Origin of the sequence: Brachybacterium paraconglomeratum (assembly GCF_003994255.1) — a bacterium.
Classification (GTDB): Bacteria; Actinomycetota; Actinomycetes; order Actinomycetales; family Dermabacteraceae; genus Brachybacterium; species Brachybacterium conglomeratum.
This window is the reverse complement of record NZ_ML133853.1, coordinates 286,339-305,768: the sequence shown is the minus strand read 5'-3', so window position 1 is coordinate 305,768 and position 19,430 is coordinate 286,339. Positions and strand designations below refer to the sequence as shown.

The 19,430-nt window shown below is 64.9% G+C and carries 10 protein-coding genes; 7 read left to right on the top strand and 3 right to left on the bottom strand.

The window, feature by feature from the left end; genetic code table 11:
- The first annotated feature begins 171 nt into the window (after nt 1–171).
- The 6 genes from DS079_RS07345 to DS079_RS07320 all read left to right on the top strand — a co-directional run bounded on the left by DS079_RS07345 (nt 172) and on the right by DS079_RS07320 (nt 14,667).
- The gene (locus DS079_RS07345) at nt 172–4,944 is read left to right on the top strand and encodes a DEAD/DEAH box helicase family protein (RefSeq protein WP_164736139.1); all 4,773 of its coding nucleotides are present in this window, start codon (nt 172–174) and stop codon (nt 4,942–4,944) included.
- The gene (locus DS079_RS07340; RefSeq protein WP_126986170.1) at nt 4,941–6,779 is read left to right on the top strand and encodes a UvrD-helicase domain-containing protein; all 1,839 of its coding nucleotides are present in this window, start codon (nt 4,941–4,943) and stop codon (nt 6,777–6,779) included. The genes DS079_RS07345 and DS079_RS07340 overlap by 4 nt, the downstream gene beginning before the upstream one ends.
- On the top strand, nt 6,772–10,008 hold the full coding sequence (locus tag DS079_RS07335) for a helicase-related protein (RefSeq protein ID WP_241237581.1): 3,237 nt from the start codon (nt 6,772–6,774) through the stop codon (nt 10,006–10,008). The genes DS079_RS07340 and DS079_RS07335 overlap by 8 nt, the downstream gene beginning before the upstream one ends.
- Nucleotide 10,009: 1 nt before the next feature.
- Nucleotides 10,010–12,172, top strand: a complete 2,163-nt coding sequence (drmB, locus tag DS079_RS07330) for a DUF1998 domain-containing protein (RefSeq protein ID WP_126986168.1) — start codon at nt 10,010–10,012, stop codon at nt 12,170–12,172.
- Between the two features lie 172 nt (nt 12,173–12,344).
- A complete protein-coding gene (locus DS079_RS07325; protein WP_241237580.1) occupies nt 12,345–13,478 on the top strand; it encodes a DNA cytosine methyltransferase in 1,134 nt (377 codons plus the stop codon).
- Between the two features lie 106 nt (nt 13,479–13,584).
- Complete coding sequence (locus DS079_RS07320) at nt 13,585–14,667, top strand: hypothetical protein (RefSeq protein WP_126986166.1); 1,083 nt, start codon at nt 13,585–13,587, stop codon at nt 14,665–14,667.
- Nucleotides 14,668–14,796: 129 nt separating this feature from the next.
- Here the strand turns inward: DS079_RS07320 and DS079_RS07315 are convergent, their stop codons facing one another.
- On the bottom strand, nt 14,797–16,104 hold the full coding sequence (locus DS079_RS07315) for an acyltransferase family protein (RefSeq protein ID WP_126986164.1): 1,308 nt from the start codon (nt 16,102–16,104) through the stop codon (nt 14,797–14,799).
- Nucleotides 16,105–16,256: 152 nt separating this feature from the next.
- Here DS079_RS07315 and DS079_RS07310 point away from each other — a divergent pair, with 152 nt between their 5' ends.
- The gene (locus tag DS079_RS07310; RefSeq protein WP_126986162.1) at nt 16,257–16,928 is read left to right on the top strand and encodes a class I SAM-dependent methyltransferase; all 672 of its coding nucleotides are present in this window, start codon (nt 16,257–16,259) and stop codon (nt 16,926–16,928) included.
- A 97-nt stretch (nt 16,929–17,025) separates the two neighbouring features.
- On the opposite strand, the gene DS079_RS07305 is transcribed toward DS079_RS07310, so the two are convergent.
- Both DS079_RS07305 and DS079_RS07300 read right to left on the bottom strand, forming a co-directional pair.
- A complete protein-coding gene (locus DS079_RS07305) occupies nt 17,026–18,183 on the bottom strand; it encodes a GmrSD restriction endonuclease domain-containing protein (protein WP_206516142.1) in 1,158 nt (385 codons plus the stop codon).
- A 300-nt stretch (nt 18,184–18,483) separates the two neighbouring features.
- Nucleotides 18,484–19,281: an SDR family NAD(P)-dependent oxidoreductase gene (locus DS079_RS07300; RefSeq protein WP_126986240.1), complete on the bottom strand. Its 798-nt coding sequence runs from the start codon at nt 19,279–19,281 to the stop codon at nt 18,484–18,486.
- Nucleotides 19,282–19,430 lie beyond the last annotated feature (149 nt).

The window sequence follows — 19,430 nt, the reverse complement described above, 5'->3', positions numbered from 1 at the left end:
CCCGCGCCCGGCGGAGCCAACCCCGAAGTCATGCACTCGAGATACTGCTGGCCGGGCCAGCATGGAACGGCTTGCGGGGAGTTTCCGATCTCGTTCATCGGATCAGGCACCGAGCGTCTGACCCCTTCCCTACACTTGGAAGCATCCAAGTCCTCGGGGCGGAAGGGCCGAATGTCGACCACGAATGTCATCTCGAGCCACGCAGCATTCATCGAGGCGGAGCACGCTTCGACGCTGGCCTCCTACAGGGTACGTCCCGACAACATCCGGGAGAATGCCGGCCAGGAACAAGCGATCGTCCAAGGCGGGTACCGTCAGAAGCAAGTCCAGGAGCTCATCCAGAACGCCGTGGACGCCCTCGGGCCCACAGGCGGCCTGATTCAGGTCTCCCTCACCGAAGATGCCCTGTACGTCGCGAACGAGGGCAGACCCTTCGGGACGGCCGACATACGCACGCTCCTGCACTCAAATATGTCCGACAAACGGGACGATCAGATTGGACGCTTCGGGCTCGGCTTCAAGTCCGTCCTGCAGGTCTCCGATGCGCCTCAAATCTTCTCCGGCACCTCCGCGTTCGGCTTCGACGCCGTTCGAAGCCGTCGCGAACTCGAACAAGTCCTCCCCGGCCTCGCTTCATATCCCGTGCTACGTCTCCCGTACGTCCTGGATGCCGCGGCCGAACGCGCTGACGACCCCGTCCTCGACAGGCTTCGCCGCAGTTCTGCAACGACAGTACGGCTCCCCCTCCGAGACGCGGACGTGAGGAGACAACTCTCCGACCAACTCTCGTCGTTCCCCCACCACTTCCTCCTGTTCACTCCGAAGGTACGCGAGCTCCGCATTGACAACGAGGTAACTGGGGAGTCCTCATCCTGGTCCGCGATCAGGTCGACCACCGCGTCGGGGAACACCACGATCACCCTTGACGACGGACGCTCCACTGAGGAGTGGCTCGTCGTCACAACGGAACACAGACCCAGCGCCAAGGCACTGAAGGATGCCGGGTCCGTCCACGCGCGGGAGGCGATCTCCGTCTCCTGGGCCGTCCCGACCCAGGTAGGGTCCGGCTACCGGACGAGTTACGGCCTGTGGAACTACTTCCCCACGAAGACCGAGATCACGATCCCCGGCATCATCAATGCCGCGTTCAAGATGAACGACGACCGCGTCTCCGTCCTTGAGGACGTCTACAACGAAGAAATTCTGACCAAGGCGATCGCCCGGTTGATGCTCGCCGCGATCCCAGAGCTTCGCACCGAGGAAGATCCAGCTGGCCACTTCCTGTTCCTTCCCGCACGAGGAAGGGAAGACGCCCCTTGGATCAGGAACAAGGTGGTCGATCCACTCACGGAGTTCATCACGCAGATCCCGTTCGTCCCGAACCTGGACGGGGAGCTCCGACGGATCGATGAGGTGCGTTCGTATCCCCACTTCAGGGGTGACTCCGATGGGACGCTCACTGCTTGGCGCGAGAGTGCACGCGCGTTGGGGATCACGGAGTGGGTCCATGAGAAGGCAGTCGAGGGTAATTTCCGCCCGTCGGTGATCAAACGTATGCAGAACGCCAAAGAAATCCTGCCTGCGAACTTCGGCACGTTGGTTGCCGGACTCGTCGAACCCGCCACCCTCGACGGATACACGGCCGCAACGAGGTTCGCACACCTCCTAATCAGTGGAGAACACAAGTACGAGCCGGATCTCATGGAGCAGGTACGATCCGCGCCCATCATCCCGTTCGCCAACGGTGAGGTCGGCTCACTCTCTTCGAAGATGTACTTCCCCGCTGACGCCGACAGCACCGACGCCGGTGTGCTCGCCCTGGAGTTCGTCTCGGTTCCCGGCATCAGTCAGATCCTCCGGGGGTACGGAGCTCGCCCACTCGACGGGACGGCTCATCTCGAGCGCATCCTGCGGGACGCGCTCTCGGATCCTGACGATGGTGCACTCGCCGAGAGGTTCTGGAGCTCGGCGACGCAGTACCCGGCACAAGAGGTGATCCAGACCCTTCGCGCACATGACCCGGAGGGGGCCCTCACGGTCCGCACTAACTCGGGCTCCCGGCTCCCCCTCAGGTCCGCCTGGCGGAGCGGGGTCCTCCTCGACCCCCGACGCCCGGACGACTCCGACGTCACGATCGCCAACGACCACCCGTTCTTCGACGCGAACTCGGCACGGGCCCTCGACATCCCCTCGAGGCTCCCGGCTCAGCAGCGGATCCCGATGCGCGCGACGGACGAGGACTGGATCAGGATGTGTCGGGAACGAGTGAACCGCTACGCGGTAGAGCACCTCGGCGCCGGTGCGACGACGTCCGCGATTGACAGCGGCGAAGTGTTCCAAACCCCCAGGCTCAGAGAGCTCGACTCCGCCAGCCTCGAGGCACGGGCCGTCGCGACCGTGGAACTCCTGTCGCGCCCGCAGAATTCCGTCACCATCTCCTTCGAGGTGAGCTTCCCCGGGGACACCGGTTCGATCCTCACCCGTAAGGAGTCCCTTGAAGTCGACTCGCCCGACGTCCACTGGATCAGGCAACGGGGCGCACTGAGGACGCACTACGGAACCCTCCCCACCAGCGCATGTTGTGACCATGTCGCAGGGATCCCACCGGAGATCCTTCCGATCCCGTTGGAGAATCGCGACGATTTCTCCACGGAGCCACTCGACCTTCCGACCGAGTTCACGAATGCCGGATGGGCATCGCTGCTCAGGGCGGCGGAATCTGCACTCCCGGTGAGCGACCTGCACCTGCTCTACGGTCACGCTGCATCCGCCCGCGCAAGACGCCCCTCGGATCTCGTCGCCATCATCGGCGGGGACAGGGTCGGGCGGCTGCCCGTTGGTGAATGCATCGTCCCCGGTGATGCGCCGACGGCCGAGCATCTCGGGAAACACACGGAGTTCGGGATCGTCCGGGCCGGCCAGCTTGCCCTCGACGTCGCTCTCGAGGACACCTGGGAGATCCCGTTCCGTACGATCAGGTTCACCACGTCGATCCGCCAGGTCCAGGCCGATTCCGCGCCCACGGAGAAGGTCAGGTCCCGATTCCCGTATCTCTCCGACCATGAGGGAAAGCTTCGCAAACTGAACTCGTATACGCTCGTGCCAGTGAAGAAGCTCGGCCACGTGACAGTCAACGACTTCGACGAGATCGAGACCGTCGAGGAGGGATACTCGCTGCTCGTCGATCCCGCGAGCAAGTCCATCTACCACCGTGACTCCCTGGCCACCTCGGGGCTCGTCACGCAGCTCCTGGAACATGTCGGCTCCTCACGGCCACCGGTAGAGGTGCTCGATGCAATGCGAACGGCGGAAGAAGATGCGCGCCGAGAGGACTACTGGGAACATCTTCGATCGCTCCGCAGCGACCAGGAAAGGATCCTCTCGCTGATCGGGACTGACGGTCTCCGTGAGATCGTCCCGACCACAGCCCTGGAACTCCTCGCCACGGAGGGGATCGAGGTCACCGACGACCTGCTGTTCCGGATGGCTCAGAATGTCCACGGCTCGGATCTCTGGGCTGCGGTCCGGGCAGCGATCCCCGAGGCCGATGATGCAAGCACCTGGATCAAGGACGCCAAGAGGAAGGACCTCGCCGAGCTCGGCTTCAGTGAGGACGTGTTCCGGGCCGCAGAGCCGAGAAAGCCCGCCCGGGAAGAGATACTCGGTCCGGTCGGTTTCAAGGAACTTCATGACTATCAGCGGGAGGCGTCGGGCCAAGTACTCGAGATGCTCTCGGATGCTCCCGGCAAGAACAAGGGTGTCCTACAACTCCCGACGGGTGCCGGGAAGACCCGGGTCGCCGTCCAAAGCCTGATCGAGTACGTGCGTTCCTTGGACACGAACCGCAGCGTGTTGGTCTGGATCGCGCAGTCCGACGAGCTGTGCGAGCAGGCAGTCGAAGCATGGTCGAGCGCATGGCCCGCCCTCGGGATCCCCGGGGAGCGTCTCGTGCTGAGCCGACTCTGGGATGGTCGATCCATCGTCGAGGAGGACGCCAGACTGCACGTCGTTGTGGCCACGATCCAAACGCTCACGAGGATCGCCTCGGCGGACAAGAAATCTCCGACCGCAGCGAAATACGGCTGGCTCCGGAACCCTGAGGTCGTTGTCATCGACGAAGCTCACGGTGCGACGACGAGGTCATATACAACAGTCCTCAGATGGTTCGGCCGGTCCACGGTCCAGCAGGGAAAGCCCCTGCTGGGCCTGACGGCGACACCCTTCAGAGGAACCAACGAGCAGGAGACCCAGGCTCTGGTCAACCGATTCGGTGGCAATCTCCTGGAGCCATCCAGCTACTTCACCGCGAACAACGCGCACGAATACCTGCAATCCGTCGGCGTCCTCGCGCAAGTGCGACAGGCGGAGCTCCAAGGGTCGATCCTCAAACAACGTCATGATTCGACCATCGCCCCCGCTGCGTCGGGAGACAAGCGAACGATGCTCGACGACCGCATCGATCTCGACTCGCTCAGTCTTGACGAAGCGAGGAACCAGCGAATCCTCCGACACATCGAGAGCAATCAGGACAACTTCGAACATGCAATCGTGTTCGCCGCCTCCGTGAAACACGCACAAGCACTCGCTGCGGTCCTGGACGCACGGGGCATACCGTCGGCAGCCATTTGGGGCGGTACCTCCATGTCACACCGACGGCGGTTGATCAAACAGTTCCGCGACGGGGACCTCCAGGTACTCACCAACTTCGACGTTCTCAGTCAGGGATTCGATGCTCCGCAGGTGGACTCGGTCTATCTCTGTAGGCCCACCTTCTCCCCGAACCGGTACATCCAGATGATCGGGCGAGGGCTCCGCGGCCCGAGGAACGGCGGTTCCGAAGAGGTACTCATCGTCAACATCAAGGACAACTTGGAGAACTTCGGTAACAACCTGGCGTACACGGAATTCTCGTACCTCTGGGACAAGACGAGGGTGGGCGAGTGAGTCCCGAGGAGCCCTCCCCGGTCCTTGACGCAAGCCAGCGTCGGGTCGCCGAGGCCGGGCCTGAGGACCGCCTCATCGTCACAGCGGCCGCTGGCCAGGGCAAGACGGAAACCGTCCTGGCACGCCTCCAGGCCCTTTCGGAAGACGGAATCTCCGTCCAGGACGACGTGGTTGTCCTCAGCTTCTCGCGCGCAGCGGTCGACACTGTCCGACGACGGGCTCGAGAGGCGGGACTCGCGTCCATCCGGATCCGCACCTTCGATTCCTTCGCCGCGCAGATCCTTTCCCAACACGGGGAACTCGAAGCCGTCAGAGGGTTCGAGGCGCGAATCCGCCGTGCGACCGAGATCATCGAATCCGGAGAGGCAGAAGTCGAGGATCTCGCCCACGTGATCGTCGACGAGAGCCAAGATCTGGTCGGGGACCGTGCAGAGCTGGTCCTCGCTCTCATCAGTGCTGCCGAGGAGTGCGGCTTCACGGTTCTCGGTGATCCGCTACAAGGAATCTACGACTTCCAGCTCGATGAAGACGCATCGGTCTCCAAGCGCACCTCAGCAGAGTTGCTCGACGCACTCGCGTACGATCACGGTGCCGAGCGATTTGAGCTGACTGGCCACTATCGGGCAACCAGCGACCGCCTACGATCGTTGATCGTGGTCGGTGATCGACTCCGCACACTCTCGACCGACGGTTCGAAAGCCGGGGAGGCGCATCAGCTCCTTGATTCCTACCGACACCGTGACGCGACCGGACGTTACACACGCTCTGGGCTCAGCCACTTGATGGGGTACCTCGAGCTCGAGGACGGCGAGACGACTGCAGTTCTCGCCGCTACTAACTATGCGGTTCTTCTGGCGTCTGAACAGCTGCACGAGCTCGATGTTGAGCACGTCATCCGACGACGCGCGAAGGATCTCGGCATCGCACCGTGGGTCGCGACCGCCCTCGCCGAACTCGACGCCCGGACTCTCAGCCGCGACGAGGTCATCGAATCCCTCGAGCGTGCGACCGACCATCCGATAGACGCGTGGCGACTGCTCAAGGACGCGGAAGCAGACCGCCGTGACCATCGAACGCTCGACATGCGACGTCTCTCCCGAAGACTTCAGAACGGGATCATCCCCCTAGGCCTCTCACCGAAGGACGGCGCCGCCGTCACCGCCAGTACAGTGCATCGCGCGAAAGGCCTCGAGTTCGACCACGTCATCGACCTGGTCCCCGGACCTGGCTCCGCGGCGAGCGAGGTGACCTGGAGGACGCTCCGGCAGAAGTACGTCGCATCCAGTCGCGCGCGGGAGTCCCTGTTCATCGTCCCGGAGATCCCTTCGGAGAACGGCTATGCGAAGAAGATCGACGAGCGTTGGTGGGAGTTCCGCTTCCGGGGTCGGGGCAAGCCATACCCCCGCCGCATCGAAGTGACGAACGAGGACGTCCACACGATCTACCCGTCGTTCGACAGCCCGGACGAAGCCCTCCGAGCCCAGAAATTGCTCATGGCAGGGGAGCCGATCGGTCGTGCCGTCGAACTCGTGCTCGACGCACAACCCGGTAGGGCTCAGCTCGGCACGTACTGGATCCGCTATCAGGAGACCGTTCTCGGGCAGATGACGGAGTCGTTCTCGTGGGCCGTGAAAAACCGCCTTCTCTTCAAGTCCGGGTCCCCGTGGCCGGAGACCTTCGAAGGAGCCCGAGTGACATCGATAGAGACCGTCGCCGGCGACCCCGATGACACCCGCGACTTGGAGATCGGCCCAGGTGGGTACTGGCTCGTCCCCAGGCTCGCGGGACTCGTGCAGGGTCGATGGCCAACCGACAAGGGAGATAAGCATGACTGATATGCGACCTACGCTCACCGAGAGGTACGAGTTCCGTCAGCGACTGGTCGAGGACCTCGTCGAAGATCTTCACGGGCCCTCGACGCCCGACGAGGTCCTCGACGAATTGCCCCTTGATCGCTACATCACCGGAATTCTCTGGCCAGCCCCCTCCGACGGGATCGTGACGTCGTCGAGCGATGCCGAGTTCATGGAGGATGCAGTATCCGGTGAAGCCCGACCCACCGAGGCCGCCCCGGACTCCCCGGTAGCGAGCTCCCGCATGTCCAAGCCGAGCAGCATCGGCATGACCTTCACTGTGGATCCGGCGCTCACCTCAACCGTTACGCTGCGTTCACGAGCTGCGCGGTACAAGGATGAGTCCGACGGCGAATCCGATGTCTGGCGACGGGTGGAGGTCCCACTGCCGACGATCGATATCGAGCTCACCGGCACGGACGGCACATCTCGAACCCACGCTTTCGAAGACGGATCCCTCGAACTGTTCGTCCTGGTCCGCCGGCCCGATCCCAAGTTCGGGACGATCACGATCACGGCCGTGCTCCGGAACACCCAACGTCGCCAGTCCTCCAGCGAACTCGCGGACGGGTATTCCTGGTTCCAAGTGGGTATCGATGCCCACACTGGGGCACCCGCGATCCTCGACCGTCGGATCCTGGATCCCTATGTCCCCGATGACGAGGACCTGCGGAGTTCTGCCCTCCTGTATCGGGATCAGCATTCGTTCGCGGCTGGCCACGGATGTTCTGTCGAGTGGCCGGAAGACGTGGTCGATTCCCGGACCCGCACCGTCCAGACGGTCTTCGTTCCCCGTAGCGAAGTCCTCCGAGCAAAACCGGGCGACAGCTCAGCCGATCTTTCTCTGGGCTTCCTCGCCTCGGGGGGCCGTGAAGAGGTCGTACGAGAGCTCGAGGTGCTCTGCGACGAGTACGAGACCTGGCTCGAGAACCGCAGTCACTCCCTCAGCGATCCCGGAACCAAGGACTTCGTCCGGGACGAGCTTCGACCCACCGCCAGCGGGAACCTGAAGAAGGGCGCCGAGGCCCTGCAGAGGATCCGAGCCGGGCTCACTCTCCTCCGGGACGACGATCGCGCGTTCGAAGCATTTCAGCTGGCGAACAGCGCCATGCACGAGCAGCGATCACGTCAGGATTGGATCAGGTCTGGTGCCACCGGCCCGTTCGAGCTCAAGGATCAGCGGTGGCGGTCCTTCCAGATCGCCTTCATCCTCATCAATCTCCCCTCACTCAGCGATCGGCAGTCGACGGAACGTGACATCGCGGAGCTGCTCTGGTTCCCCGCCGGTGGTGGGAAGACCGAGGCATATCTGGGGCTCATCGCCTACTTGATCGTCCTGCGACGGTTGCGCGACAGGAACGTCGAGGGCACCGCGGTCATCATGCGTTACACGCTCCGGCTTCTGACCATCCAGCAATTCGAACGGGCTGCGATGCTGATCTGCTCCCTCGAACGCCTTCGGCGGGACAACGACGAACGGCTGGGCACCTCCCGGTTCGGGATCGGCCTGTGGGTAGGCGCCGCCTCCACCCCGAACACTGTGGCCCAGGCACGCACAGCTCTCAACAAGATTCGACGCGGTGAACCGGTGGAGACCGAGAACCCGATGCAGTTGAAGGCCTGCCCCTGGTGTGGCGCGAGGCTGGACGTCGGCAGCTACTCCACGTCGAGGCAGCCGGCGCGGTGCTGGATCCGCTGCCCGCGGTCGACATGCGACTTCCACCTCGGCGACGGTCTACCCGTACACGTCGTCGACGAGGACGTGTACCGCGAGCGCCCTGAGCTCATCATCGGCACCGTCGATAAGTTCGCACGGATGGCGTGGGACGGGAGTACCGCGACCTTGTTCGGCCGTGTCGAGAATTCGGACATCGGTCCCGACCTGATCATCCAGGACGAGCTGCATCTGATCTCCGGTCCGCTGGGATCGACTGTCGGACTGTTCGAGACGGCAGTCGACCTCGCTGCCGGTCGGGACGTTGCCGGCTCCTTCCAGCGGCCAAAACTGATCGCCTCAACGGCGACGATCCGCCGGGCAGAAGGACAGATCAACTCCGTGTTCGCACGCGACTCCGCGCTCTTCCCACCACCCGGGATCAATCCGGACGACTCCTTCTTCGCGGAGCCGTCCTCGCGACTCGAACTGGGATCCAGGGAGTACCTCGGAGTGATGGCCCCAGGGACCTCGCAGACCACGCTGATGGTCCGCGTCTACGCGTCGCTGTTGCACACCACCTACAGAAGCCGTGGCACTATCTCCGACGAGGTCCTCGACCCCTATTGGACGTTGATCGGCTACTTCAACTCTCTACGGGTCCTCGGGTCCGCCTACCTGCAGGTGAGCGATGACGTTGGGAAGCGCCTGGACCTGCTTGCAACTCGAAGTGGCCTCGATGCGCCTCGAGAGATCTACGCGGGCACGGAAGAGCTCACGAGCAGGCGCGCGAGCAGCGACATCCCCGAGACGCTCAAGCTCCTCGAAAGCGGCTTGACCTCCGAACGCAAACCCCTCGATGTCGTCCTGGCCACGAATATGATCTCCGTCGGCCTCGATGTGGACCGGCTCGGCCTCATGACCGTGATGGGGCAACCACCGTCGAGCGCCGAATACATCCAGGCCACGAGCCGGGTAGGTCGAAAGCACCCGGGACTCGTGGTCACCATATTCAACACGGCCAAGTCTCGGGACCGCTCTCACTACGAGTCCTTCAACGATTTCCACGGGTCTCTGTACCGCGCCGTCGAAGCCACCAGTGCCACACCCTTCGCAACACGATCTCGAGACCGAGCTCTACACGCAGCATTCGTCGCGGCGGTGAGGATGCTCATCCCTGAGATGCGAGGCGAGGAACACGTGAAGAACTTTCGCGGGTCGTCCCCCGCAGTCGACCTGATCCGACGTAGGTTCCTCGACCGCGTCCTGAAGGTTGCTGGCGAGGACGCCCGGACTGCAACGGACAGGGATCTGGCCGAGCTGGTCATGAACTGGGAGCAGGCAGATCACCTCACGCACTACGGAAAACGCAACGAGCCGTTGACCTCATTGCTGGCCGACGCTTCCACCTTGATCGCGAATCCTGATCTCGCACCCGAGAACAGGCTCCAGCCGCCGTGGTCGACCCCGCGGAGTATGCGGGACGTCGACGCCGAGACTGGTCTGTACTCCGCGCGGATGCCGAGTTCGACCATCGACCTACAGGAGGAGAACTGAGATGAGCAGCAGACTTCGTGCCCGACGTTCCGCACTTCTCACCACGTATGGCGTCGGCAGCCTCTTCCCTGCCGATGACTCCAGCTACCTCATCGCCGGTCTGCACATGTGGGACAAGAACAGCTTGCCGACCATCAGTGAACCCCGCCTCGCGAGACAACTCCGCTCCGGTGAGCTGAAATCCCCTCCCGCGACGCCTGATGACCGACACAAACCGGGGGTTCCGGTAACGCGCTTCCCCCGAGTGTTGGTATGCACGGCATGCTCTTCCCTCGGCACGACCAAACAGCTGGGTGCCTCAACGGACGACATGCGCTGTGGCCTGTGTCCGGACGCAGCCTCCTTGATTCCCAGTAGGTTCATCTCTGCGTGCGACAGGGGCCATCTTGACGACTTCCCCTACTTCGAGTGGGTTCATGCTCGATACCCGGACTCAGGATGGTTATCCACGACGTACCCTCGCGCATCCAAGGGCAAAGCCACTCCTGACGCGCACCAACTTCATCTCGTTACCCGCGGGCTGACATCCGCCCTCGCCGACATCGTCGTCCGGTGCAGCTGCGGGAAGTCCCGTGACATGGCCGAGAGCTTCTCCCCACAGGCCACCAAGTTGATTCCTTGTAGCGGGAGCAGGCCGTGGCTGGGCTTTGCGTACCGCGAGAAGAAATGCGCGTCCGATCGTCGCACGCTCCAACGCGGCGCTTCGAACGCCTGGTTCGGAGTAGGACACTCCGCGATCTCCATCCCGCCGCACTCAGGCAGGGTCAGCGGCATGGTCGCTCGGGAACGCGCAAATCTAACCAGCCTCGGGAAGCCCGGCCTGGAGTCAGCCGCTCGCAACGGAGAGTCGGAGTTCCTCACTGTCCTCCTTAAGAAATACTCGAACGCTCCGACGGTTGAAGAGTTCGCTGCCCAGGCGATCCAAGAGATCTACCCCGAAGACGCACCCGCCCTCTCGGAAGAGGAGTTCCGGTTCGAGGAGTACAAGGCCATCCTGGAGGGAATGCCGGAGGAGCCCGATACCCAGTTCGTCAGCGAAGCGGTCAGCGTCCCGATCGAAACCCGCAAGCTGTTCACCGCCGTGCGCCGCATATCCCGGCTTCGGGAGGTGCGGGCCCTCAGCGGGTTCACGAGGATCAGCTCGCCGGAGCAGATGCGTGAGAACCAGAGCGAAGGAGACATTGCACCCCTCCGCCCGGAGGACGACTTGGAACGGTGGCTACCGGCGACCGAATTGCTCGGGGAGGGCCTCTTCGTCGCTCTTGACCCGGCGCGCCTCAAGGAGTGGGCATCGACGGACTTCGCGCTCTCTCGCAAGAGGATGCTGGATGCAAATGCGCGCGAAGCGGCCCGTCGCCGCGGGACGGCGTCGGCTCCCCCTGTCGACGTCCCCAAGCTCGCGCTGCACACCTTTGCTCATTTGCTCATCGACCAACTCGCACTCGAAGCTGGATACCCCGCGTCATCGCTGCGCGAGCGGCTTTATGCAGGGTCCGAGATGGCCGGGATCCTCATCTACACAGCATCCGCCGATTCCGCGGGGAGCCTCGGGGGCGTTGCGGCCATGGCCGATCCAGATCGGTTGGGCCCTGCCTTTTTCGAAGCCCAGAGAAGGCTATCCTGGTGCTCGGCCGACCCAGTCTGCATCGAGTCGACAGGCGCGGGGACCGACGGAGCGAATCTTGCCGCATGCCACAACTGCGTGCTGCTCCCCGAGACGAGCTGCGAAGAGTTCAACGTGCTTCTCGATCGCGGGGCGCTTTTCGGTACACCCGAGAAGGAGGGCGCAGGGCTCTTCGACTTCCTTGACCGAGGGATCGCGACCTCCCCCAAGAGCCAGACGGCTGCGGAACCACACTCTTCTACGGAAGCTCCGGCAGAGGTTTTCGCAGCTGGATGGGGAGAGTTCTGGGACGAGTTCCCTGAGCATCGAGGACTGATCAGGATCCTCGTCGAGAATGAGATCCCGTTGCCGACGTTCGGCGCGGAGATCGGGACTGATCGCTACGGCGTCGACATGACGTGGGAGTCGGTTCTGGTGACAGTCGTCGGAAGTGCCAACGACGAGAGGGACGTCTCCCTCGAAGACGACGGTTGGACGGTCGTCTCTTGCGAAATGGACCCGCAAGATGCAGCGGACACAATCATTCGAGAGCTGGCATGAAGCGCTCGGTATCCGTGGCGTACGGGCACGAGGAATCGGAGCGCTCGAACGGCCGACCGCTCGAGCTTCCGCGCCAACTCCGACGCGGGACGGTTCCTACAGATTGTGACGTCGCTCGTTACAGCCCTCTCGTCCCACGGAACGCGTACTCCGCCGGCTATGCTCCGATGTCGTGACCATCGCATCTGCGTCTCTCCCGCCAGCAGCCGGAGATTCTTCCTCCAGTGCCATCCGGATGCTCGATCTCTTCGCTGGGGTCGGCGGCCTCTCGGAAGGCTTCAGCCAGGCTGATTCTCGGTACCGTGCGGTTCGCGCGGTCGAGATGGAGCCACGGGCCGCTGCGGGGTACGCCCTGAACCACGACACCGACGTGTTCGTAGGAAGCATCCAGGACTGGCTGGCGACCGAGCAGACTCCTGAGGTCGACATGGTCATCGGTGGGCCGCCGTGCCAGGGCTTCTCGGCACTAGGGGCACGACGGGTCGACGACGAGCGGAACCTCTTGTGGCGCCACTACGCCGAGGCTGTGGTGCGAGCCGTCCCGAAGTACTTCGTCTTGGAGAACGTCCCCCAATTCTTCTCCTCGGCTCAGTTCGACATGTTCCGAGAGATGACCGCACCAGGCGGGGTCCTCGAGGACTACGCGATCACCCCGCATCTGGTGAACGCCGCCGCGTACGGCACCGCGCAGATCCGGAAACGCGTGATCGTCGTCGGACACCGGCGAGACGTCCCAGATCCGGGCTTCCCCACAGGGCAGGCGGAAAAGTCGGCGTGGCCGAAGTTACGCGAGGTCATCGGCGGGCTCCCCCTCCCCGGCGAACTGCCCGCTGGGCGGGTGCACGCGCTCCACGACGGCACGTCGAACCCTGGCCCCTTCCGTTCGGACGAACTGCACGTCGCTCGGAAATACTCCGACCTCTCGAAGCGTCGGTTCCGGAAGATCCCGTACGGCGGGAGTCGATTCGACCTGGATGAAGACCTCAAATGCGCGGCGTGGAAGAAGCACACGTCCGGGAGTGGAGACGTCATGGGACGACTCCGCTGGGAAGAGCCCTCGGTGACGATTCGGACCGAGTTCACCAAGCCCGAGAAGGGCCGCTATCTCCACCCGGTACACCACCGCGCGATCTCGCCCCACGAAGGTGCACGCATCCAGGGCTTTCGCGACGACTACCTCTTCGTTGGCCCGATCACCCAGATCGTGAAGCAGATCGGCAATGCGGTACCGATTCCGTTGGGGAAAGCGATCGGGGAGCACCTGCTGGACGCGCTGAGCGGCAGCACCATCGGTGATGACCGATGACCTTCCTCCCGTCGCCAAATTACTTCGAAGCTTCCACTCTCATCGGCCACCTCCGATAGAGTCCGAAGAGACGCGAGTCCTGAACGACGACCTGAGGAGCTGATACGTGGTGAGTTTTGTCGGCGAGACGCCGCGGTCTATGCAGTTCTCGACTATGAGCAGCCTGGAAGCGAGGATCTTTGCTCCCAGCTCCGATCCCGAGGGGGAGCTACGTGAGCTTCGAGCGTCGCTCGATTCGAATCATTTCTTAGGTCACATGCGGATCGCAGGCATCCTTTCGCAAGGCCCTGGACCTAAACTCGGAGCGGTGCGCCGCCACTTCGCCTACGCGTTGACCGAATCGGAGCTCCAACTTCTCGATGAGGAGAATGCGCAAGCGGTCGGGATCGCTCCCGTGGAAGACTCCAGGACCAGTCGACTCGAAGACATTTGTGGAATATTCTGCTATTGCCTAGGCGAAGTCAGTGAGCATCTCGGTCGCAACAAGGAAGCCGAGATCCATTTCGCAAACGGCGTCAAATATTTCAATATGCAAAGCTCCATGAAGCTTGCGCTTTACGAGAAGCAGGCTGGCCGATTTGATCGTGCCCAGTTCCTTCTCACGTCGGCAGTCGAGGACGATGACCTCGACATCCAGTACCTCCTTGGAGACCTATTTCAGACAAAGGGGGAATTGCGCACGGCTAGAGAATATTACGTGGAAGCTGCGGCTGCTGGGCAGACTCGCGCTGCCCAACGCCTCGCTGAGCTTGATCAACTTCCTGCAATGAACTCGAAATCCGGCTCCGAGGAAGAAGTCGATCTTGGGAACGGCTGGACCGCCCTCGTCAACAATCTGGACGGAGGAATATTTGTCTACTTCGAAGGAAGGGAGATCGAGGACCTCGAGGGGCACTCGATGTTGAGGTTTATTCTTGACAGTGCCCATATGGGCCCGGAGGACCTTTTTTCGGAGCTCGAGACCCACCGCTCTATGGTTAATGATCTCAAGGTTCGAAGCATTACGTTCCGAGACGACAGTCGGGCGGGCCTTGTCCAATCAAGAACCTCAGACTGGGTAAGTGAAGACGATTTTTTTGAGGTGGTTATTGACCTCGAGTCCGGGAAGATCGCCACATATCGTTACAATAACCTGACCGAGGCCCTTCGCGCGTTGCACCCGAAACTGGCCTTGCATCAGAGAATGTAAACCACCACAGAGAATTTGATCGCGACCTCCCTACTCGGCCGCGGAGAAGCAGAGTCTTGAGTGGGTCGACCTCTAAAGGGAGTCCTGAGCCCCAGCAGGTGCCTGCTCGGTCGATCCTGATAACACAGCTCAGTCCGTCCGTTCCCAGCGTGCACACAGGACTTCGGAGCCCACCATTCCCACCACCGGCAGCAGCGGCCACCACCATGTCACGCCGCTTTCCCCCACCACGCCCACGTTCGCCATCACCGCGAGGCCGGCGATCACGGTAACGGCGGCGAGGATCGGCTTCCACACCGGCGGGGCCGGTCGCTCGTCGGCCCGCGGGGACTCGAACCTTCCCATCACCAGCACCACCAGCCCCGTGAGCGCGAGCAGCGCGAGCACCCACAGCGGCCGCGTCGCCCACCACAGGCCCGTCAGCGGCTCGGGCAGCAGCGCCCGTGCGTCGAGGGCCAGCAGCAGATGGGCGAGGCCCACCATCACGGTGAGGTGCCACAGGAACCAGGTCATGATCCGCTGGTTCACCAGCACTGTGACGAGCCACAGCCGGGGCCGGCGCAGCAGTGCGGTCAGTGGCTTCTCGAGCAGCAGCACCAGCCCGGCCTGCATCATGCCCAGGAACGCCATCGTCACTCGGGTGGGGCTCGAGTTGGAGATCTCGTCGGCAGCCGAGGTGATCATCGAGACCGGATACGGACCCACAAGCACCAGCAGCAGCAGGCCCACCAGCCCGATCGCGGCGAGCAAAAGACGCCTGCCGCTCCCAGCCAGTCGACCGTCCAGCCACGCGTACCCGACCTGATGGAACGCCGCCCACACCAGCAGGTAGTTCGGGTAGCCGAGCAGCGGCTGGTCGGCGACGAGGCTCACCGCGTCCACCGCTCCGGCGAGCGCGATGCCGCCCACGATCGACCACCACCCGAACCACTCCCACAGCACCAGGCACGGCGGGGCCACCAGGATCACCATCAGGTACGCGGCGAGGAACCAGGTGGGGATCAGCGCCATCTGGGAGACGAGCTGCACCGTCGCATGCGGGGCGCCGAGCGCGACAGCGACCACCCCGATCACGAGCCAGGTGAGCAGCAGCGGGATCAGCGGGATGCCGAGGCGTCGGAGTCTGGTGCGCAGCCATTCGGCGTAGCCGATCTCCTTGCGCCTCGCGGAGCGCCAGGAGAGTCCGTTGGAGTACCCGCCGACGAGGAAGAAGATCGGCATCACCTGGAACACCCAGGTCAGCGGATGGGTCCACCGCGCGCCGTCGAGCGCGCCGTGCGGGAGGATCCCACCGTCGGGGTCGACGGCGATGATCGTCCAGTGCCCGAGCACCACCACCGTGATCGCGGCGGCGCGCAGGAAGTCGACGACCCGGTTCCGGGAAGCAGGAGTCGCGGCGTCGACCTTCTCGGCGCGGCTCTGTCGCGTGGTCGTCACCGGCTCCCCTCCCCTTGTCCCTGCGGCGGCGGAGCCGCTGGAAGTGGCGACAATCTACCCCGAACTTCGCACTCCGCACGCGGGACCGGCTCGCTCTGGCGTCCCCGGCAAGAGCGCTTCCGCGCCTCGGCAGGGTCTGCGAGGCTCAGTCCATGACCGCACACCATCACGCCTCGCACGCTCACTCGCCCGCGCACGCCGAGCCGGACCCCGATCTCTCCCCCACCGAGTACTGGGAGCAGCGCTACTCCGGCAGCGAGCGGGTCTGGTCAGGGAAGGTCAACGCGACCATGGCGTCGGTCGTCGCCGAGCTGTCACCGGGCACGGCGATCGACCTCGGCTGCGGGGAGGGCGGGGACGTGCTCTGGCTCGCCGAGCAGGGCTGGACCGCACTCGGCCTGGACATCTCCGCCACCGCCGTCGGCCGGGCCCGTGACGAGGCCGCCGCGCGGGGGCTCGATGGGGCGAGCTTCGAGGCCGTCGACCTCGACGCCTGGGAGCCGGAGGCTGCATCGGTCGACCTGGTCACTGCGAGCTTCTTCCAGTCGAACGTGGCGCTGCACCGCGTCGCGATCCTGCGCCGTGCGATGACTGCGCTGCGCACCGGCGGGCGCCTGGCCACCGTCTCCCACGCCGCGCCGCCGTCCTGGGCGAAGGACCATCCGGCGAAGATGGTCTCCGTGCATGACGAGGCGGCACAGTTAGGCGGCCATGCCGACGAGTGGGAGGTCGAGCAGGCAGACGAGCGGCCCCGGGCAGCTGTCGCCCCCGATGGCACGCCCGGCGAGCACCTGGACGCGGTGCTGGTGCTGCGGAGGCTCTGAGAGGCACCCGCCCCTCGAGCGGAGCCGACTGCGCCGCAGCCGACCGCCCCGGACCGGCGCCGCCAGGGCCTGTCAGATCCTGGTCACGCCGTCGCTCTCACTCACAGCCGACGCCGTCGTTGTCTCCGTCGAGGTGTGGACCGTAGCCGGGATCCGTGGCGTATACGGGGGCCGCGCCGGCCTCGCGGGCTGCGGTGCAGTTCTCGAACGGGCCGCTGACGCCTGCGCCGCTGCTGCCGGGCTCCTCCGTCGGCGCCGGCTCGTAGGCGGGCTCGGGCTTCGGGGCAGGCTCAGGGGCCAGCTCCTGCTCGGTCGTCGCCGGTGCGCGCTCCTCCTCGGTGGCGACGACGTCGCCCTCACCGGTCGCGGGCCACTGGTCGTCATCCTCGATCGCGAGGAAGCCCTCGCAGTCGCCGAGCACCCGCTCCATGGCGTCGGCCTCGGCGGGCTTGACCCACAGCTCGTACTTGTCCTTCACGGCGATCTGCCGAGCAACGTACTCGCAGCGGTAGTCCTTGAGCGGCGGGAGCCAGGTGGCGGCGTCGCCGTCGCCCTTCTGCCGGTTCAGGCTCGATTCGACGGCCAGCAGGTTCAGCGGGTCGTTGGCGAACTCGCGGCGGGTCTGCTCGTCCCAGCTCGCGGCGCCGGTCTGCCAGGCGTCGGAGAGCGCGATGACGTGGTCGATGTCGACCGTGCTGTTCTCCCGGTCGAAGTCGACGGTGTCTCCGCTGTACGGGGAGTCGAGGGTGCCGCGCAGCACCACGCAGCCGCCCATGCCGCCCATGCCGCCCTTGAGGGTGATCGCGGTGAGATCGCGGCGCAGGATGTCGTTGCGTGTGTCGCAGCCGTTGCGGTCCATGTCGTCGCGCCAGCCGAACAGGTCGCGGTCGTAGTCGGTCTTCGGGGCGCGGCCCTTCTCGTCGAGTCCGGCGAGCTGGGCGAGAGCGGTGCCCTCGGCGGCAACGGGCTCCGGGGTGGGGGCGGCCGTGGTGGTGGGCGCCGGAGTGGTCGGCGCCTCCGTCGTGGGAGCGGCCGACGTCGGCGCCGAGGGATCGGCTTCGTCCGTCGGAGCCGCCGGCGATTCGAGGACAGTGGGCTCACCGCCGTCGAGCTCGTCCCGCGGGACCGTCGGGGCGCATGCGGCGAGGGCGACCGAGGCCACGAACGCGAGGGCGAGCATGAGCGCCCGTGCGATCACGGGGGTCCTGGCAGACTCCTGGAGAGGTCGTTGCAGGGTCTGGTGGCGAGCGTTCATGCCCATCCTTCATGGTCGTCACCGATGTCCGTGCGCGGCACGGACCGGGGCGTCGGCGGCCTGCGCCCGTCCCCTGTGCCTCCACAGCCGAGACCCTCGAAGATTACCGTTCAACAACCACGAATGAGCAGGACTTTCGTCCGACGCCGCCGACATCACGCGGATGTGCGGAAACCGGCCGGGCACCAACGTCCCGCCGCTCTCCACCGTCGGCCCCGGCGTGCGGCCCGCAGCCGACAGCGTCCCGTGCAGCGGGTCGACGTGAGCCGCGGCGCGGGCAGCCCGACCCGCGCCCGTCGTTCACGGCAGGATCGCGTCGGTGTACCCGCCGTCCACTCGCAGCGCCCCGCCGGTCGTGGCCGACGCGAGCGGCGAGGCGAGGTAGACGACCATGTTGGCGATCTCCTCGGGCCGGATCAGGCGCTGCAGCAGCGACTGCGGGCGGTGCAGGCGCATGAACTCGACCTCCGCCTCCTCCCAGGGCAGGGACGGATCCACCAGCTCGTAGACGAAGTCCTGCACGCCCTCGGTGTACGTGGGCCCGGCGATCACGGAGTTCACGGTGACGCCGGTGCCGGCGGCGTCCTTCGCGAAGCCGCGGGAGACGGCCAGCAGCGCCGTCTTGGAGACGCCGTAGTGGATCATCTCGGCCGGGGTGACGATCGCGGAGTCGCTGGCGATGTTCAGCACCCTTCCCCAGCCGCGCTCCTTCATGCCGGGCAGGGTCGTGCGGATCAGCCGCACCGCGGCCATCACGTTCACGTCCCAGTAGCGCTGCCACTGCTCGTCGGTGATCTCGAGCGCCGGTGCGGCGCCGAAGATGCCGAGGTTGTTCACCAGCACGTCCACCTCGCCGGCGGCCTCGAGCGCGGCGGCGAGACCGTCCTCGGCGGTGACGTCGCCGGGCGCCGCGATCAGCCGCGACGGGTCGACCCCGGCGCCGACCAGGGCATCGAGCGCCTCCTGCACCCGCTGGGAGCTGCGGCCGTTAACGGCCACCCGCGCACCGGCGAGCGCGAGCCGCTGCGCGATCGCGAGGCCGATGCCCTGCGTGGAGCCGCTGACGAAGGCCGTCCTGCCGGTCAGGTCCAGGTCGATCATGGGATGGTCCTCTCCTCGTGCCCCCAAGGGCCTCGCGCTCCGGGGTGCCAGGGGGCAACGCCTTCGGCCGACGGATCCTTCCCCGGTGATGCCCGACGCCGCGCGATGGTGCCCGCCGCCCTCGCGCTGCAGGAGCCCGTGACAGC